The 15,480-nt window shown below is 32.0% G+C and carries 14 protein-coding genes and 2 pseudogenes; 6 read left to right on the plus strand and 10 right to left on the minus strand.

What is annotated here, in order from left to right; all coding sequences use genetic code 11:
- Positions 1–3 precede the first annotated feature (3 nt).
- The 4 genes from MEVAN_RS05360 to MEVAN_RS05375 are packed head-to-tail and all read right to left on the minus strand — an operon-like array spanning position 4 to position 4,056.
- Complete coding sequence (locus tag MEVAN_RS05360; RefSeq protein WP_012065868.1) at positions 4–1,059, minus strand: type II secretion system F family protein; 1,056 nt, start codon at positions 1,057–1,059, stop codon at positions 4–6.
- An 11-nt stretch (positions 1,060–1,070) separates the two neighbouring features.
- Positions 1,071–2,732 (minus strand): type II/IV secretion system ATPase subunit, encoded by a 1,662-nt coding sequence (locus MEVAN_RS05365; protein WP_012065869.1) that lies wholly within the window; start codon positions 2,730–2,732, stop codon positions 1,071–1,073.
- A 16-nt stretch (positions 2,733–2,748) separates the two neighbouring features.
- The gene (locus MEVAN_RS05370) at positions 2,749–3,768 is read right to left on the minus strand and encodes a transcription initiation factor IIB (protein ID WP_012065870.1); all 1,020 of its coding nucleotides are present in this window, start codon (positions 3,766–3,768) and stop codon (positions 2,749–2,751) included.
- An 18-nt stretch (positions 3,769–3,786) separates the two neighbouring features.
- The gene (locus MEVAN_RS05375; RefSeq protein ID WP_012065871.1) at positions 3,787–4,056 is read right to left on the minus strand and encodes an H/ACA ribonucleoprotein complex subunit GAR1/NAF1; all 270 of its coding nucleotides are present in this window, start codon (positions 4,054–4,056) and stop codon (positions 3,787–3,789) included.
- 486 nt (positions 4,057–4,542) lie between these two features.
- Between MEVAN_RS05375 and MEVAN_RS08920 the strand changes: the two are divergent.
- Positions 4,543–4,875, plus strand: a pseudogene (locus MEVAN_RS08920) (type 2 isopentenyl-diphosphate Delta-isomerase); the annotation flags it as partial.
- Between the two features lies 1 nt (position 4,876).
- Here MEVAN_RS08920 and MEVAN_RS05380 read toward each other — a convergent pair.
- From MEVAN_RS05380 to MEVAN_RS05400, 5 genes and pseudogenes are all read right to left on the minus strand, one after another.
- Positions 4,877–5,404: pseudogene (locus MEVAN_RS05380) on the minus strand (type II secretion system F family protein); the annotation flags it as partial.
- A gap of 4 nt (positions 5,405–5,408) precedes the next feature.
- Positions 5,409–6,464, minus strand: a complete 1,056-nt coding sequence (locus tag MEVAN_RS05385; protein ID WP_012065868.1) for a type II secretion system F family protein — start codon at positions 6,462–6,464, stop codon at positions 5,409–5,411.
- Between the two features lie 11 nt (positions 6,465–6,475).
- Entirely contained in the window at positions 6,476–8,137 is a 1,662-nt protein-coding gene (locus tag MEVAN_RS05390) for a type II/IV secretion system ATPase subunit (RefSeq protein ID WP_012065869.1), read from the minus strand.
- Between the two features lie 16 nt (positions 8,138–8,153).
- Entirely contained in the window at positions 8,154–9,173 is a 1,020-nt protein-coding gene (locus MEVAN_RS05395; RefSeq protein ID WP_012065870.1) for a transcription initiation factor IIB, read from the minus strand.
- Positions 9,174–9,191: 18 nt separating this feature from the next.
- Complete coding sequence (locus MEVAN_RS05400; RefSeq protein ID WP_012065871.1) at positions 9,192–9,461, minus strand: H/ACA ribonucleoprotein complex subunit GAR1/NAF1; 270 nt, start codon at positions 9,459–9,461, stop codon at positions 9,192–9,194.
- A 486-nt stretch (positions 9,462–9,947) separates the two neighbouring features.
- Here MEVAN_RS05400 and fni point away from each other — a divergent pair, with 486 nt between their 5' ends.
- The 4 genes from fni to MEVAN_RS05420 all read left to right on the plus strand — a co-directional run bounded on the left by fni (position 9,948) and on the right by MEVAN_RS05420 (position 13,958).
- Entirely contained in the window at positions 9,948–11,018 is a 1,071-nt protein-coding gene (gene fni / locus MEVAN_RS05405; RefSeq protein WP_012065873.1) for a type 2 isopentenyl-diphosphate Delta-isomerase, read from the plus strand.
- A gap of 124 nt (positions 11,019–11,142) precedes the next feature.
- Complete coding sequence (locus tag MEVAN_RS05410; protein WP_012065874.1) at positions 11,143–12,489, plus strand: RNase J family beta-CASP ribonuclease; 1,347 nt, start codon at positions 11,143–11,145, stop codon at positions 12,487–12,489.
- Positions 12,490–12,502: 13 nt separating this feature from the next.
- The gene (locus MEVAN_RS05415) at positions 12,503–13,456 is read left to right on the plus strand and encodes a polyprenyl synthetase family protein (protein ID WP_012065875.1); all 954 of its coding nucleotides are present in this window, start codon (positions 12,503–12,505) and stop codon (positions 13,454–13,456) included.
- 49 nt (positions 13,457–13,505) lie between these two features.
- Positions 13,506–13,958 (plus strand): DUF2118 domain-containing protein, encoded by a 453-nt coding sequence (locus tag MEVAN_RS05420; protein WP_012065876.1) that lies wholly within the window; start codon positions 13,506–13,508, stop codon positions 13,956–13,958.
- A 51-nt stretch (positions 13,959–14,009) separates the two neighbouring features.
- On the opposite strand, the gene MEVAN_RS05425 is transcribed toward MEVAN_RS05420, so the two are convergent.
- Entirely contained in the window at positions 14,010–15,128 is a 1,119-nt protein-coding gene (locus MEVAN_RS05425; protein WP_012065877.1) for a TIGR04013 family B12-binding domain/radical SAM domain-containing protein, read from the minus strand.
- Positions 15,129–15,194: 66 nt separating this feature from the next.
- Here MEVAN_RS05425 and MEVAN_RS05430 point away from each other — a divergent pair, with 66 nt between their 5' ends.
- The gene (locus MEVAN_RS05430) at positions 15,195–15,467 is read left to right on the plus strand and encodes a hypothetical protein (RefSeq protein WP_012065878.1); all 273 of its coding nucleotides are present in this window, start codon (positions 15,195–15,197) and stop codon (positions 15,465–15,467) included.
- The last annotated feature ends 13 nt before the right edge of the window (positions 15,468–15,480 follow it).

Genomic DNA, 15,480 nt, shown 5'->3' on the forward strand with positions numbered 1-15,480 from the left:
TTTTCACTCTATTTTCATTTTAATAAATATTGTAAAAATTATGGTAGATAAAAGCCCTATTTTAGTCATTACTAAGTCAATAGCATTAATAATTCCATCAAAACCCTGCTGAGCCCCTAATGCAGACTGTATCATACCTGAAAATGGTATAATAAGGCCTATACCAAATATTAAATTACCTAAATTTGAAATTTGAAACTTTGAAGAATCAATTTTGGATAGTGATTCCCTTACTATTTCATTATACAGGTTTTCAAGTAATAACTGGGTTCCACCTTTATTTGCAGCAAGAATTAATTGATCATAAAGTTTTTTTAGAAGAGGTATTTTTGACCTTACTTTTGCCCGTTCTAGTGCTTCTACAAAGTTATATCCTCCTTGATTAATATCTTTTATAATGCTCCTAAATTCGTAAGAGGTTAAACCGTATTCTGGATTATTTGCAATATTTTTAATAGCTTCTTGGACTGACGCTCCGGAATTCAGCATTGATATAAGGTGTAATATACTCATTAACACTTGAATCTTTATTTCTCCCCTAAATAGTGTAAGTTTTAATTTTGGATAAAATATTCCTCCAAATAGGATAATTAATGCAAAAATAATTCCATTAGTAATTCCAGATATGGGATCAGAAGTAATTACTCCATATAAAAAAAGTAAAATAACCGCAAATATTGAAAAAACAATTATTTTTAAAAAATAAACACGTTCATCAATAATTCCAGCATACTGGTAATCTCTTTTTGATGGCAAAAATGATGTATTTGTAACCCAATACGAAAAAGAATCCGAATAACCTTGTAATGCGCCAAAACGCTTTTCAAATAAAATATCGTCTATATCAATAGTTACTTCTGGAGTTTCATTAATGTATGGTTCATAAAATTCTAAAATTTCGTCTTCCGTAAATGTTTCTTTTTTTCTATCAAATATTTTTTTTAAGTATTCTGACCTTCCAACCCTTGAAACATTTTTCCGTTTCGTAATTTTAGTACTTTTTAATAAATTCGACAGTTTATCTAAAAAACTCGGTTCTTTTTTACGTCTTACATTCATTAAAATCACAACTACTCCAGTATATGCTTTAAAACATTTTCTGGGTTTTCTTGATACTGTTTAATTACATCCCCTACCTTTTTAATTCCGTTAATATTGTTATTTACCATATACTTTAATACTTTTTTTCTATTTATTCGATCATCCATTAATTCATCCCTTGTAATTCCTGCAATTGCACAGACTTCTTCTTCCCACATACAAATTCCCGTTTTTACAACACTGTCACTTACACCGTCGTACTTAAATAACTCGGTTTTGGTAATATTTTCACCACTTCCGCCAATTTCAACAACCCCTAAAATTCTTCTTATGGTTTTCTTATTTCTCTTAATTCGTTGCTGGTTTATAATAAAATCAACTGAAGAAAGCATAACCTTTGGAACACTCATCGGGTGGTTAATAAGTCTTATTATTGCTTCATCTGCACTGTTTGCGTGTAAAGTCCCTGAACAACCATCATGTCCAGTATTCATTGCAACCAACAGAGAGTGGGCTTCACTACCCCTTACTTCCCCTACAAAAATCCGGTCTGGCCTCATTCTAAGTGAGTTTTTAATTAAATCATCCATTGTAATTTCATAACCTTGAATTCCAGGTCTTCCGGGCCTTGTAATCATTTTTATAACGTGATTTAACGGTACTTGCAACTCTGGCGTATCTTCAACAGTGATAATTCTATCGTTATACATTGAAAACATTGAAACAACGTTTAATGTTGTAGTCTTACCTGAACCTGTACCACCAACAATTAAGGTATTTGCTGGTTTTGAACCAAAATATCCTTCAACAGCCTGCCAAAGGAAAGATGCAAGTTCTAAATCAAAAGTTCCATATCTTATTAAATCAACAATTGTTAAGGGGTCTGCACTAAATTTACGAATTGTAATTGTACTCCCCCTAAGAGTTACATCTTGCATTGTTGCATTTACTCTACTTCCATCAGGTAAAAAAGCGTCAAGTAATGGCGTTCTAGAATCAATAGTTCTTCCTGCAAGGTATGCAATACTTTCAACAACTCTTGTTGCTTCGTGGCGATCTGAACGTATGTTTGTTTCACACATTTGGTATTTTCTATGGAATACATATGCTGGAGAATCAATTCCATTTACCATTAATTCTTCTAGACTATCATCATTTAGTGGAATTTCTAAAAGTCCAAGTTTTCCAATAATTAAGTAAAAATAGTGCGATAAATGAAGTATTTCAATATCCCTTAAATGTAAGTTATTTTTTTCTGAAAAACTTTTTAAATATCCTTGAATTTGCCCTAATTTCTGTAGTGATGATTCTGATAATTCTGCTTTAATAGTCTTTATATCCAGTTCAGAGAATTTTGAAAGGGCGGTGTTCATTAATGTAATTTCGGGTATTTTATACTTTGTAACTCCTTCTTCTTTTTCGATAATAATATCAAAATCGATTTCATCAACTCTTACAAAATACTTATCTAAAATAGTGGACCTTGAATCACTAGTAAAATTTTCTATTTCTTGTTTTTTTATATCGCGGGATATCGAAAAACCAACTTTTTTGGGAGGTTCCTGTTTTGTGTCTTCTAAACTATTTTCTTTATTTTCGTAAATATTTGGGGTGTTTATATTACTTTCAGCTAAATCTTTTTTAGCAATAGCTGGTTTATCGGATTTTTGAATCCTATCAAACAGTCCCATAACAGTTCACCCTTTTTTAAAGTGTAACGTCGATATCTAAGTGTTCAGTAAGTTCCTTGTATCTATTTCTAATTGTAACTTCAGTAACTCCTGCAACATCTGCAACTTCTCTTTGTGTACGCCTAGTTCCTTGTAAAACGCTTGCAATATATATTGCAGCTGCGGCAACACCTGTTGGACCCCGTCCACTAGTTAATCCTCGTTCCCCTGCTTTCTGAAGAATTGAAATTGCTTTTGATTCAACCTCTCCAGGTAATTTTAATTCGGATGCAAACCTTGGAACATAATCTATAGGATTTGTCGGGGCGAGTCTTATGTTTAATTCTCTTGAAATAAACCTATATGTTCTCCCAATTTCTTTTCTATCGACTCTTGAAACTTCCGCAATTTCATCAAGAGTTCTTGGAACTTTACATCTTCTACATGCCGCATAAAGTGCAGCTGCGGCAACACCTTCAATACTCCTTCCACGAATTAATCCCTTTTCTACAGCACCCCTATAAAGAACTGCAGCATTTTCCCTAACGTTTCTTGGAAGCCCTAATTTTGATGCGATTCTATCGAGTTCTGAAAGTGCAAACGCCAAGTTCCTTTCTGATGCATCAGAAACCCTAATTCTCCTTTGCCACTTTCTTAAACGGTATAACTGGGCCCTTTTATCCGCAGAAATGTCTTTACCGTAACTATCTTTATTTCTCCAATCAATAACTGTTGAAAGGCCTTTATCATGAATAGTATATGTCATTGGAGCTCCAACCCTACTTCTTTTGACACGTTGCTCATGGTCGAATGCTCTCCATTCTGGGCCGACATCGAATAAATTCTGCTGTAAAACGCACCCGCACATTTCACAAACGATTTCAGCCCTTTCATAATCCTTAATTATATTTTTACTTCCGCAAACAGGACAGATTAGTTCTTCCTCTTTTTCAAGAATTACGTTTTTATTAGAATAGTCCTCAGGCTTTGCTACAGCTAGCTTTATTTTTCTTTCGGACTTTTTTGTATCTTCTTTTGTAATGGGTTCAACTTTCATGATAACACCGCGTTAAAGTTATTTCCTTCCTTTTTTACGGGTCTTCTGCTGCTCTTCTAAAACGAAAACGTGACTGACTTTAACTGATTCCATAGCGTCTTCTTCATTAAATGGGATTATTTTTACATAAGGTTCATCAACAGGCCCAAATATATCATATATCTTTCCAATTTTCTTAATTTTATCTTTAATTTTTAAACCGACAGATGCATTTAACCGCAACTGTTTTTTAGTACGCCCAATTAATTTTCCTTTCGGAGTTTTGTGTAATATTTGTATTTTTTCCAAAGGATTTCCCCCGACAGATTACTCTATTTAAAATTATAAATATAAACAATGATATCGATTCATATATACTCTCCACACGATTATATATATAAGTTTCGAAAAGTATATATATAATTTAATAAAATTTATTTTGGTTTAAAGCTTCTTTTAAAGAGTAACTCGACGTATTTTGGAATAATGAAACTAGTTTTTAATAAAAACTAGTTATTCATGTATAAATTAAGAATAAAACTAAAAATAGCTTTAAAATATTAATTATCAAATAATACATTAGTTAAAAACAATTTTTTTATGCTGTTTTTTATTGAAAATAGCTTTAAAATATACTAATGGTATATTTTCATATATATCTTAATTTTTATTTTTAAATCTTTTTATTATTATTTTTTACCGTGGAAACCTTTTTATTATTTCCTGTCTATGGTTTTATATCGTGAATTTTCGGAACTTTGAGATTTTTAGATAATAATATATAGGTGGTTATTCGTGAATAATAATAGCATTGAATATAGAAAGTTGGAACACTTAATTGTATGTGATCACTGTGATGTGGAGTACAAGAAAGGAACCCTTCTTGAGGACGTTGAATTGATTCACAGCGGTGTATCAAACTGCGATTTGAACAATATTGATACATCAATTGAAATATTTGGAAAAAAGTTAGATGCTCCAATAATTATTGCTGCAATAACGGGTGGACACCCTAAGGCAAAAGATGTTAATAAAAATATTGCAGTAGCTATTGAAGAACTTAATTTAGGTATGGGAGTAGGTTCTCAAAGGGCAGGAATTTTAAAACCTGACCTAATCGATACATATTTAACGTATTTGCAAGTTCTCCGCCGTATTTTCTATTTTCAATTATCAACCTGCTAATTTGTCTAAAAAGTTTTGAATCAAGTGAATTTGATACAAGCATCATCGAATCTTCAAAACTAAGCTTTTTTTCAGTCATTAACAGCACTATTTTTGAAAATACAGAATCTACTTCAGGAATTCCACTTCGTATAACTTCATTAATTGCTTCAACAATTGACCTACCTGAATCCAATGATAGAACCATTACATAAAGTGCTTTTGGAAGGTTGCTATCAAACTTTTCCATTTTTGACTCATACATTATACTTGGAATTGCAAGTACACTCCCTAAATAAACAAGAGTTAATATGATGGTAGTTTGTAGTGTAAAACCAATTATTATCCTAAGTAATATTGGTAAAACCAGTACTACAAAAATTAATCCAATAAATATTCTTTCATCTACATTTTTACCGGTTTTTTTAAGTATCCGTAGGTTTCTTTTAATTAAATAATTATAAATTCTGGATATTGATGCAGACATATCCATTTTTTCACTCTATTTTCATTTTAATAAATATTGTAAAAATTATGGTAGATAAAAGCCCTATTTTAGTCATTACTAAGTCAATAGCATTAATAATTCCATCAAAACCCTGCTGAGCCCCTAATGCAGACTGTATCATACCTGAAAATGGTATAATAAGGCCTATACCAAATATTAAATTACCTAAATTTGAAATTTGAAACTTTGAAGAATCAATTTTGGATAGTGATTCCCTTACTATTTCATTATACAGGTTTTCAAGTAATAACTGGGTTCCACCTTTATTTGCAGCAAGAATTAATTGATCATAAAGTTTTTTTAGAAGAGGTATTTTTGACCTTACTTTTGCCCGTTCTAGTGCTTCTACAAAGTTATATCCTCCTTGATTAATATCTTTTATAATGCTCCTAAATTCGTAAGAGGTTAAACCGTATTCTGGATTATTTGCAATATTTTTAATAGCTTCTTGGACTGACGCTCCGGAATTCAGCATTGATATAAGGTGTAATATACTCATTAACACTTGAATCTTTATTTCTCCCCTAAATAGTGTAAGTTTTAATTTTGGATAAAATATTCCTCCAAATAGGATAATTAATGCAAAAATAATTCCATTAGTAATTCCAGATATGGGATCAGAAGTAATTACTCCATATAAAAAAAGTAAAATAACCGCAAATATTGAAAAAACAATTATTTTTAAAAAATAAACACGTTCATCAATAATTCCAGCATACTGGTAATCTCTTTTTGATGGCAAAAATGATGTATTTGTAACCCAATACGAAAAAGAATCCGAATAACCTTGTAATGCGCCAAAACGCTTTTCAAATAAAATATCGTCTATATCAATAGTTACTTCTGGAGTTTCATTAATGTATGGTTCATAAAATTCTAAAATTTCGTCTTCCGTAAATGTTTCTTTTTTTCTATCAAATATTTTTTTTAAGTATTCTGACCTTCCAACCCTTGAAACATTTTTCCGTTTCGTAATTTTAGTACTTTTTAATAAATTCGACAGTTTATCTAAAAAACTCGGTTCTTTTTTACGTCTTACATTCATTAAAATCACAACTACTCCAGTATATGCTTTAAAACATTTTCTGGGTTTTCTTGATACTGTTTAATTACATCCCCTACCTTTTTAATTCCGTTAATATTGTTATTTACCATATACTTTAATACTTTTTTTCTATTTATTCGATCATCCATTAATTCATCCCTTGTAATTCCTGCAATTGCACAGACTTCTTCTTCCCACATACAAATTCCCGTTTTTACAACACTGTCACTTACACCGTCGTACTTAAATAACTCGGTTTTGGTAATATTTTCACCACTTCCGCCAATTTCAACAACCCCTAAAATTCTTCTTATGGTTTTCTTATTTCTCTTAATTCGTTGCTGGTTTATAATAAAATCAACTGAAGAAAGCATAACCTTTGGAACACTCATCGGGTGGTTAATAAGTCTTATTATTGCTTCATCTGCACTGTTTGCGTGTAAAGTCCCTGAACAACCATCATGTCCAGTATTCATTGCAACCAACAGAGAGTGGGCTTCACTACCCCTTACTTCCCCTACAAAAATCCGGTCTGGCCTCATTCTAAGTGAGTTTTTAATTAAATCATCCATTGTAATTTCATAACCTTGAATTCCAGGTCTTCCGGGCCTTGTAATCATTTTTATAACGTGATTTAACGGTACTTGCAACTCTGGCGTATCTTCAACAGTGATAATTCTATCGTTATACATTGAAAACATTGAAACAACGTTTAATGTTGTAGTCTTACCTGAACCTGTACCACCAACAATTAAGGTATTTGCTGGTTTTGAACCAAAATATCCTTCAACAGCCTGCCAAAGGAAAGATGCAAGTTCTAAATCAAAAGTTCCATATCTTATTAAATCAACAATTGTTAAGGGGTCTGCACTAAATTTACGAATTGTAATTGTACTCCCCCTAAGAGTTACATCTTGCATTGTTGCATTTACTCTACTTCCATCAGGTAAAAAAGCGTCAAGTAATGGCGTTCTAGAATCAATAGTTCTTCCTGCAAGGTATGCAATACTTTCAACAACTCTTGTTGCTTCGTGGCGATCTGAACGTATGTTTGTTTCACACATTTGGTATTTTCTATGGAATACATATGCTGGAGAATCAATTCCATTTACCATTAATTCTTCTAGACTATCATCATTTAGTGGAATTTCTAAAAGTCCAAGTTTTCCAATAATTAAGTAAAAATAGTGCGATAAATGAAGTATTTCAATATCCCTTAAATGTAAGTTATTTTTTTCTGAAAAACTTTTTAAATATCCTTGAATTTGCCCTAATTTCTGTAGTGATGATTCTGATAATTCTGCTTTAATAGTCTTTATATCCAGTTCAGAGAATTTTGAAAGGGCGGTGTTCATTAATGTAATTTCGGGTATTTTATACTTTGTAACTCCTTCTTCTTTTTCGATAATAATATCAAAATCGATTTCATCAACTCTTACAAAATACTTATCTAAAATAGTGGACCTTGAATCACTAGTAAAATTTTCTATTTCTTGTTTTTTTATATCGCGGGATATCGAAAAACCAACTTTTTTGGGAGGTTCCTGTTTTGTGTCTTCTAAACTATTTTCTTTATTTTCGTAAATATTTGGGGTGTTTATATTACTTTCAGCTAAATCTTTTTTAGCAATAGCTGGTTTATCGGATTTTTGAATCCTATCAAACAGTCCCATAACAGTTCACCCTTTTTTAAAGTGTAACGTCGATATCTAAGTGTTCAGTAAGTTCCTTGTATCTATTTCTAATTGTAACTTCAGTAACTCCTGCAACATCTGCAACTTCTCTTTGTGTACGCCTAGTTCCTTGTAAAACGCTTGCAATATATATTGCAGCTGCGGCAACACCTGTTGGACCCCGTCCACTAGTTAATCCTCGTTCCCCTGCTTTCTGAAGAATTGAAATTGCTTTTGATTCAACCTCTCCAGGTAATTTTAATTCGGATGCAAACCTTGGAACATAATCTATAGGATTTGTCGGGGCGAGTCTTATGTTTAATTCTCTTGAAATAAACCTATATGTTCTCCCAATTTCTTTTCTATCGACTCTTGAAACTTCCGCAATTTCATCAAGAGTTCTTGGAACTTTACATCTTCTACATGCCGCATAAAGTGCAGCTGCGGCAACACCTTCAATACTCCTTCCACGAATTAATCCCTTTTCTACAGCACCCCTATAAAGAACTGCAGCATTTTCCCTAACGTTTCTTGGAAGCCCTAATTTTGATGCGATTCTATCGAGTTCTGAAAGTGCAAACGCCAAGTTCCTTTCTGATGCATCAGAAACCCTAATTCTCCTTTGCCACTTTCTTAAACGGTATAACTGGGCCCTTTTATCCGCAGAAATGTCTTTACCGTAACTATCTTTATTTCTCCAATCAATAACTGTTGAAAGGCCTTTATCATGAATAGTATATGTCATTGGAGCTCCAACCCTACTTCTTTTGACACGTTGCTCATGGTCGAATGCTCTCCATTCTGGGCCGACATCGAATAAATTCTGCTGTAAAACGCACCCGCACATTTCACAAACGATTTCAGCCCTTTCATAATCCTTAATTATATTTTTACTTCCGCAAACAGGACAGATTAGTTCTTCCTCTTTTTCAAGAATTACGTTTTTATTAGAATAGTCCTCAGGCTTTGCTACAGCTAGCTTTATTTTTCTTTCGGACTTTTTTGTATCTTCTTTTGTAATGGGTTCAACTTTCATGATAACACCGCGTTAAAGTTATTTCCTTCCTTTTTTACGGGTCTTCTGCTGCTCTTCTAAAACGAAAACGTGACTGACTTTAACTGATTCCATAGCGTCTTCTTCATTAAATGGGATTATTTTTACATAAGGTTCATCAACAGGCCCAAATATATCATATATCTTTCCAATTTTCTTAATTTTATCTTTAATTTTTAAACCGACAGATGCATTTAACCGCAACTGTTTTTTAGTACGCCCAATTAATTTTCCTTTCGGAGTTTTGTGTAATATTTGTATTTTTTCCAAAGGATTTCCCCCGACAGATTACTCTATTTAAAATTATAAATATAAACAATGATATCGATTCATATATACTCTCCACACGATTATATATATAAGTTTCGAAAAGTATATATATAATTTAATAAAATTTATTTTGGTTTAAAGCTTCTTTTAAAGAGTAACTCGACGTATTTTGGAATAATGAAACTAGTTTTTAATAAAAACTAGTTATTCATGTATAAATTAAGAATAAAACTAAAAATAGCTTTAAAATATTAATTATCAAATAATACATTAGTTAAAAACAATTTTTTTATGCTGTTTTTTATTGAAAATAGCTTTAAAATATACTAATGGTATATTTTCATATATATCTTAATTTTTATTTTTAAATCTTTTTATTATTATTTTTTACCGTGGAAACCTTTTTATTATTTCCTGTCTATGGTTTTATATCGTGAATTTTCGGAACTTTGAGATTTTTAGATAATAATATATAGGTGGTTATTCGTGAATAATAATAGCATTGAATATAGAAAGTTGGAACACTTAATTGTATGTGATCACTGTGATGTGGAGTACAAGAAAGGAACCCTTCTTGAGGACGTTGAATTGATTCACAGCGGTGTATCAAACTGCGATTTGAACAATATTGATACATCAATTGAAATATTTGGAAAAAAGTTAGATGCTCCAATAATTATTGCTGCAATAACGGGTGGACACCCTAAGGCAAAAGATGTTAATAAAAATATTGCAGTAGCTATTGAAGAACTTAATTTAGGTATGGGAGTAGGTTCTCAAAGGGCAGGAATTTTAAAACCTGACCTAATCGATACATATTCTATTGTCAGGGATTATACTTCTTCACTGGTTATTGGAAATCTTGGAGCAGTTAATTTTATAGAGGATGGTTGGAACGAAGAAATTATTTCAAAGTCTGTAGAAATGATAGATGCAAATGCAATTGCAATTCATTTTAATCCTTTACAAGAAGCTATCCAACCTGAAGGGGATGTAAATTTCAAAGGACTTGGTTTATTAAAAGAAATAATTTCAAAATATAAAAATATCTATAAAAATATTCCATTTGTTGCAAAACAGGTTGGTGAAGGATTTTCTAAAAAAGATGCCATTTTTCTAAAAAAAATGGGTTTTGACGCAATAGACGTTGGTGGAAGCGGAGGGACCTCTTGGGCCGCTGTTGAACTTTACCGGATAAAGGATGAAAAGCAAAGGGAATTTTTAAATCAGTACTATAATTTTGGAATTCCAACTGCTGCATCCATTTTTGAAGTAAAATCGGGATTTTCAAACCCCATAATTGCAACAGGGGGAATAAGGACTGGAATTGATATCGCAAAATCAATTGCAATTGGTGCAGACTGCTGTGGAACTGCTTTACCCATTTTAAAGGCGGCTTTAAAGTCCTCAGACGAAGTTATAAATGTTCTTGAACGAATGATTAAAGAGTTAAAGACTACAATGTTTTTAACAGGCTGTGGCAGTATTACCGATTTAAAATCTGCTAGGTATATTCTAAAAGGAGATTTAAAAAATTGGAAGGAACAAATTCGTTAATATGTTAATATGTCCACATCAAACGACATCATGCAGTTTTACAAAACTGACTTTATGGCGTTATGCTTTATTTTCAGCATTATAGTGTTATTTAATTTAATTTTAAAAAGAAGGATGTGATAATTTGCAGTTAGAAGTAGTAGCAATCGGAGGATACGAGGAAGTCGGAAGAAATATGACTGCCGTAAATATAGACGGTGAAATCATAATTTTCGACATGGGGATAAGGCTTGACAGGATAATGATTCACGAAGATACCGATATCTCGAAAATGCATAGTTTAAATTTAATTGAAATGGGTGTAATTCCTGACGATACAGTAATGAAAAATATTGAAGGAGAAGTTAAAGCAATCGTTTTAACGCACGGCCACCTTGACCACATCGGTGCAATTACAAAACTTGCACACAGGTATAATGCGCCTATTATCGGAACCCCTTATACATTAGAACTCGTAAAACGAGAAATCTTAAGTGAAAAGAAGTTTGATGTTAGGAATCCATTAATTACTTTGGAAAACGGTAATAAATTGGATTTAACGGCCAATATTACTTTAGAATTCGTAAAAATTACACACAGTATTCCTGATGCTGCAATGGCGGTATTACATACACCTTACGGTGCGGTAGTTTATGGAAACGATTTTAAATTTGACAATTTCCCAGTAGTTGGTGAAAAACCAGATTATAAGGCATTAAAAAGAATTGGAAAGCAGGGCGTAATTGCAATGGTTTCTGAAAGTACAAGAGCAGATTATGAAGGTAAAACTCCTTCAGAAGGTGTTGCAGCAAATCTTTTAAAAAATGACCTTTTAGGAACGGATAATCAGGATAACGGTGTTATAGTAACTACATTTTCATCACACATTGCAAGAGTAAAATCAATTACTGATGTTGCAACCAAAATGGGTAGAATTCCGGTTTTAGTTGGAAGATCTATGGCTAAATATTGCGGTATTGCACAGGATATCGGTCTTGTAAAGTTTCCAAAGGAAACAAAGATATGTTGGGATCCATCAAGTATTGATAAAACCTACCACCAGATAATGAAGGAAGGAAAAGAAAACTACCTTTTAATCGTTACAGGCCACCAAGGTGAGGAAGGAGCAGTTTTATCAAGAATGGCTACAAATAAAACTCCTTTTAAGTTTGAAAAGTATGACCAAGTCGTATTTTCAGCAGATGTAATCCCAAACCCTATGAATTCAGCTCAGAGGTATTTACTTGAAGCTAGATTGAAATTAATGGGTGTTAGAATATTTAAGGGGGCCCACGTTTCAGGACACGCTGCAAAAGAAGACCATAGGGATTTATTAAGATGGATGCAGCCAGAACACCTTATTCCTTCACACGGTGACTTTAACTTAACTGCAGCATATACAAAACTTGCAGAAGAAGAAGGTTTTAGACTTGGTGAGGATGTCCATTTACTTAGAAATTGGCAGAGTTTGAAATTTGAGAGAGTTCTTTAACTGAGGTGTTAGTATGGTATTTGATAGGGCAATTTTATCTAAAATCGATTCCGAGCTTGAAAATTACGTGGAAAAAGATACTAATCTGTACAATGCGTCAAAACACTTATTATTTGCGGGCGGAAAGAGGATAAGGCCATACCTTTCAGTTCTAACGTATCTTTTGAAAAGAGATGATATTTCAGAAGTTTTAGCCCCTGCAATTTCTGTTGAACTGATTCATAACTATACACTAATTCATGACGATATAATGGATAATGATGATGAAAGGCGTGGAAAACCAACTGTCCATATCGTTTACGGTGAACCAACTGCAATTTTAGCAGGCGATTTATTATATGCAAAGGCTTTTGAAGCTCTTTCAAATATTGGTGACAGTAAAAAAGCCCTTGAAGTTTTAAAAGTTCTATCAAAAGCATGTGTTGAAGTTTGTGAAGGCCAAACTGACGACATGGAGTTTGAAAACGAATTTCCAACACTTGAAGAATATTTAAGCATGATTTCGAAAAAAACAGGAGCTTTAATAGTCGCCCCTATTGAAATAGGTGCAATCATGGCAGAATGTTCTTCTGAAGAAAGAGAAGCACTTTATAACTATGCAAAAAGAATTGGAATGACTTTTCAAATTCAGGATGATGTTTTAGATTTGATTGGAGACCAAAAAACAATTGGAAAGCCCGTTGGAAGCGATATTCTTGAAGGTAAAAAAACAATAATTGTCATTCACGCAATTGAAAATTTACCCAATGATAAAAAAGAAAGACTTTTACAGATTTTAGGGAATAAAAATGCTTCAAAAGAAGAAATAGCCGAAGCAATAGTAATTTTAAGTGATTCAATAGAATATGTTAAAGATATAATGAAAAATGCTACAAATGAAGCTAAAGAATGTTTAAAAATTTTTGATTCAGAACGAAGAAAAAACCTTGAAAAAGTTGCGGATTTTATAATTGAAAGAATTCATTAACTTATCTATTTTTAACTTTTTTTTAAAATTTAAATTTACGGTGGTATTTATGAAAATTCCTAAAATTTATATTGAAGGGGAATTAAACGATAATAATAAGGTAGTTATTGAAAACGAAGGAAAAAAGATAATTTTTTTAGAAAAAGAAGATGAGTATTTTGGAGATGGCAAGGTACTTTATCAGGTTATATATGACGATCTTTCAAAATATCTTGTTTTAAATAAACTTAAAAAAGATATTTTTATAAAATTTCCAGATAACAGAACATTTTCATACATTAAAAAAGGGACAGAATTAATTTTAGTACCTGCTGAAGGATACAAAGTTTATCCTATCCTTGATTTTGGATATCGGGTTTTAAAAGGGTATCGTTTAGCAGGCCTTGAAAGTAAGAAGGGGGACATTAGATATGTTAATTCACCAGTAAATGGGACCGTAGTATTCATGAATGAAATTCCCTCAGAGCGCCCAAATTATGTATTTTATATATTAGAAGAATAGTGAACGTTATTTCAACTTTTTATTTATTTCCATTATTTTCATTGATATTAGTCACTTAAAACTATTTTTTTCAGAATACTGATATCCCCATGAACCAGTAATTTGCCCTTTTTTTGCCATTTTTCCCAAAATATCTAACACTTCTTTTTCAAGTGGCTCAGGATTGTTATTTTCAAAATAAGTTCCACATAATGGCATGAAATAGTGTGCATGAACCTTACCATTCTTTTTAATGATGTATTTCATTAAATCGATACTTTCCTTTCGCTGAAATTCGTTTTCATCTGGAAAACCAAATATAAAATCTACTTTGGGAGTTAATGCATATTCCCTACAATTTTCAACTGCATTTATTATATCTAATACAGAATGCCCCCTTCTAATATAATTAAGTACTTCGTTGCTACCACTTTGAGCACCAAAATGAATAAATGTATTGTCACAATACTTATTTACTAATTCAAGAGTTTTTGAAGTTACAAATTCAGGCCTCACTTCAGAAGGAAACGTTCCAAAAAATAATCGGTTTTTAATTTCAAAAAGTTTCTTCATTAAATTTTCCAGCTTTTCAATATCTGGCTTTGTTCCTGTTTTTGAGCCATAAGAAAAGGCATTCGGAGTTACAAATCTAATGTCCCCCATTGTCTTTACAATTTTTACAATACTATCAATACTTCTATGTCGTACGTTTTTTCCAAATATTTGGGGGGTTTGGCAAAACCTACAATTATATGGGCATCCCCTTGTAATTTCAATTGGTGCAAGTGGCCAAATCTTGTTAAACTCTTCAAAATTTTCAACAGGTTCTCCAAAAATTATCGCATCTTTGGGACTTTTTCCAGTTTTTATTAAATTTACGAGTTTTGGAAGAGTAATTTCACCTTCACCAACAATTACATATTCAAAACCCATGTCAACCGTATCCTTTGGCGCTCCTGAAGGGTGTGCCCCTCCTGCAATTAATATTATATCTTTTTTTAATCTTTTTATTTCTTTTATTTCTTTTAAAACTTCATTTCGCTGCATACTCATAAATGAATATATTAATATATTAATTTCTTCTAAATGCCTTACTAAATCGTTAAAATTGTTAAATAAAGTTCCTGATACTAAAGGGTACAATTTTGAGATACTGTATCTATTTTTTGGTGTTATTCGAAATCCAATCATAAACTTAAATAATGAAGATTGGTATATAAAATTGATAGTATTAATAGTATTTTAGGGGTGCTTTCTTTGAAGAAAAAACCGACACTATATATCCGAATTCATTACCCCGGAAGTATTTTGGAAGGGGAATACGATTTTGATTCAGTCGTAAAACTCAAAAATAAATATATAAAATATTTAGATACTGGGAAAGGGACTGGAACTCTAATATTTAATGAAGACAAAAAGAATTTTGCAGTAATAAATTTTCAACAGGTGTGTGCAATAGAAGTCGATAAAACGCTAATATTTATGGACGAATACGAAAGAGAATGGGATAGCGTTTGTCGAACAAAATAGATTTAGGTGACTT

It is taken from the genome of Methanococcus vannielii SB, assembly GCF_000017165.1.
Taxonomy (GTDB): domain Archaea; phylum AGJL01; class Methanococci; order Methanococcales; family Methanococcaceae; genus Methanococcus; species Methanococcus vannielii.

Bases quoted from the DNA above. Each gene is read 5' to 3' on its own strand.
- MEVAN_RS05385 (WP_012065868.1), bottom strand. From the start codon at position 6,464: ATGAATGTAAGACGTAAAAAAGAACCGAGTTTTTTAGATAAACTGTCG.
- MEVAN_RS05360 (WP_012065868.1), bottom strand. From the start codon at position 1,059: ATGAATGTAAGACGTAAAAAAGAACCGAGTTTTTTAGATAAACTGTCG.
- MEVAN_RS05425 (WP_012065877.1), bottom strand. From the start codon at position 15,128: ATGATTGGATTTCGAATAACACCAAAAAATAGATACAGTATCTCAAAA.
- MEVAN_RS05420 (WP_012065876.1), top strand. From the start codon at position 13,506: ATGAAAATTCCTAAAATTTATATTGAAGGGGAATTAAACGATAATAAT.
- MEVAN_RS05365 (WP_012065869.1), bottom strand. From the start codon at position 2,732: ATGGGACTGTTTGATAGGATTCAAAAATCCGATAAACCAGCTATTGCT.
- MEVAN_RS05395 (WP_012065870.1), bottom strand. From the start codon at position 9,173: ATGAAAGTTGAACCCATTACAAAAGAAGATACAAAAAAGTCCGAAAGA.
- MEVAN_RS05415 (WP_012065875.1), top strand. From the start codon at position 12,503: ATGGTATTTGATAGGGCAATTTTATCTAAAATCGATTCCGAGCTTGAA.
- MEVAN_RS05390 (WP_012065869.1), bottom strand. From the start codon at position 8,137: ATGGGACTGTTTGATAGGATTCAAAAATCCGATAAACCAGCTATTGCT.
- MEVAN_RS05370 (WP_012065870.1), bottom strand. From the start codon at position 3,768: ATGAAAGTTGAACCCATTACAAAAGAAGATACAAAAAAGTCCGAAAGA.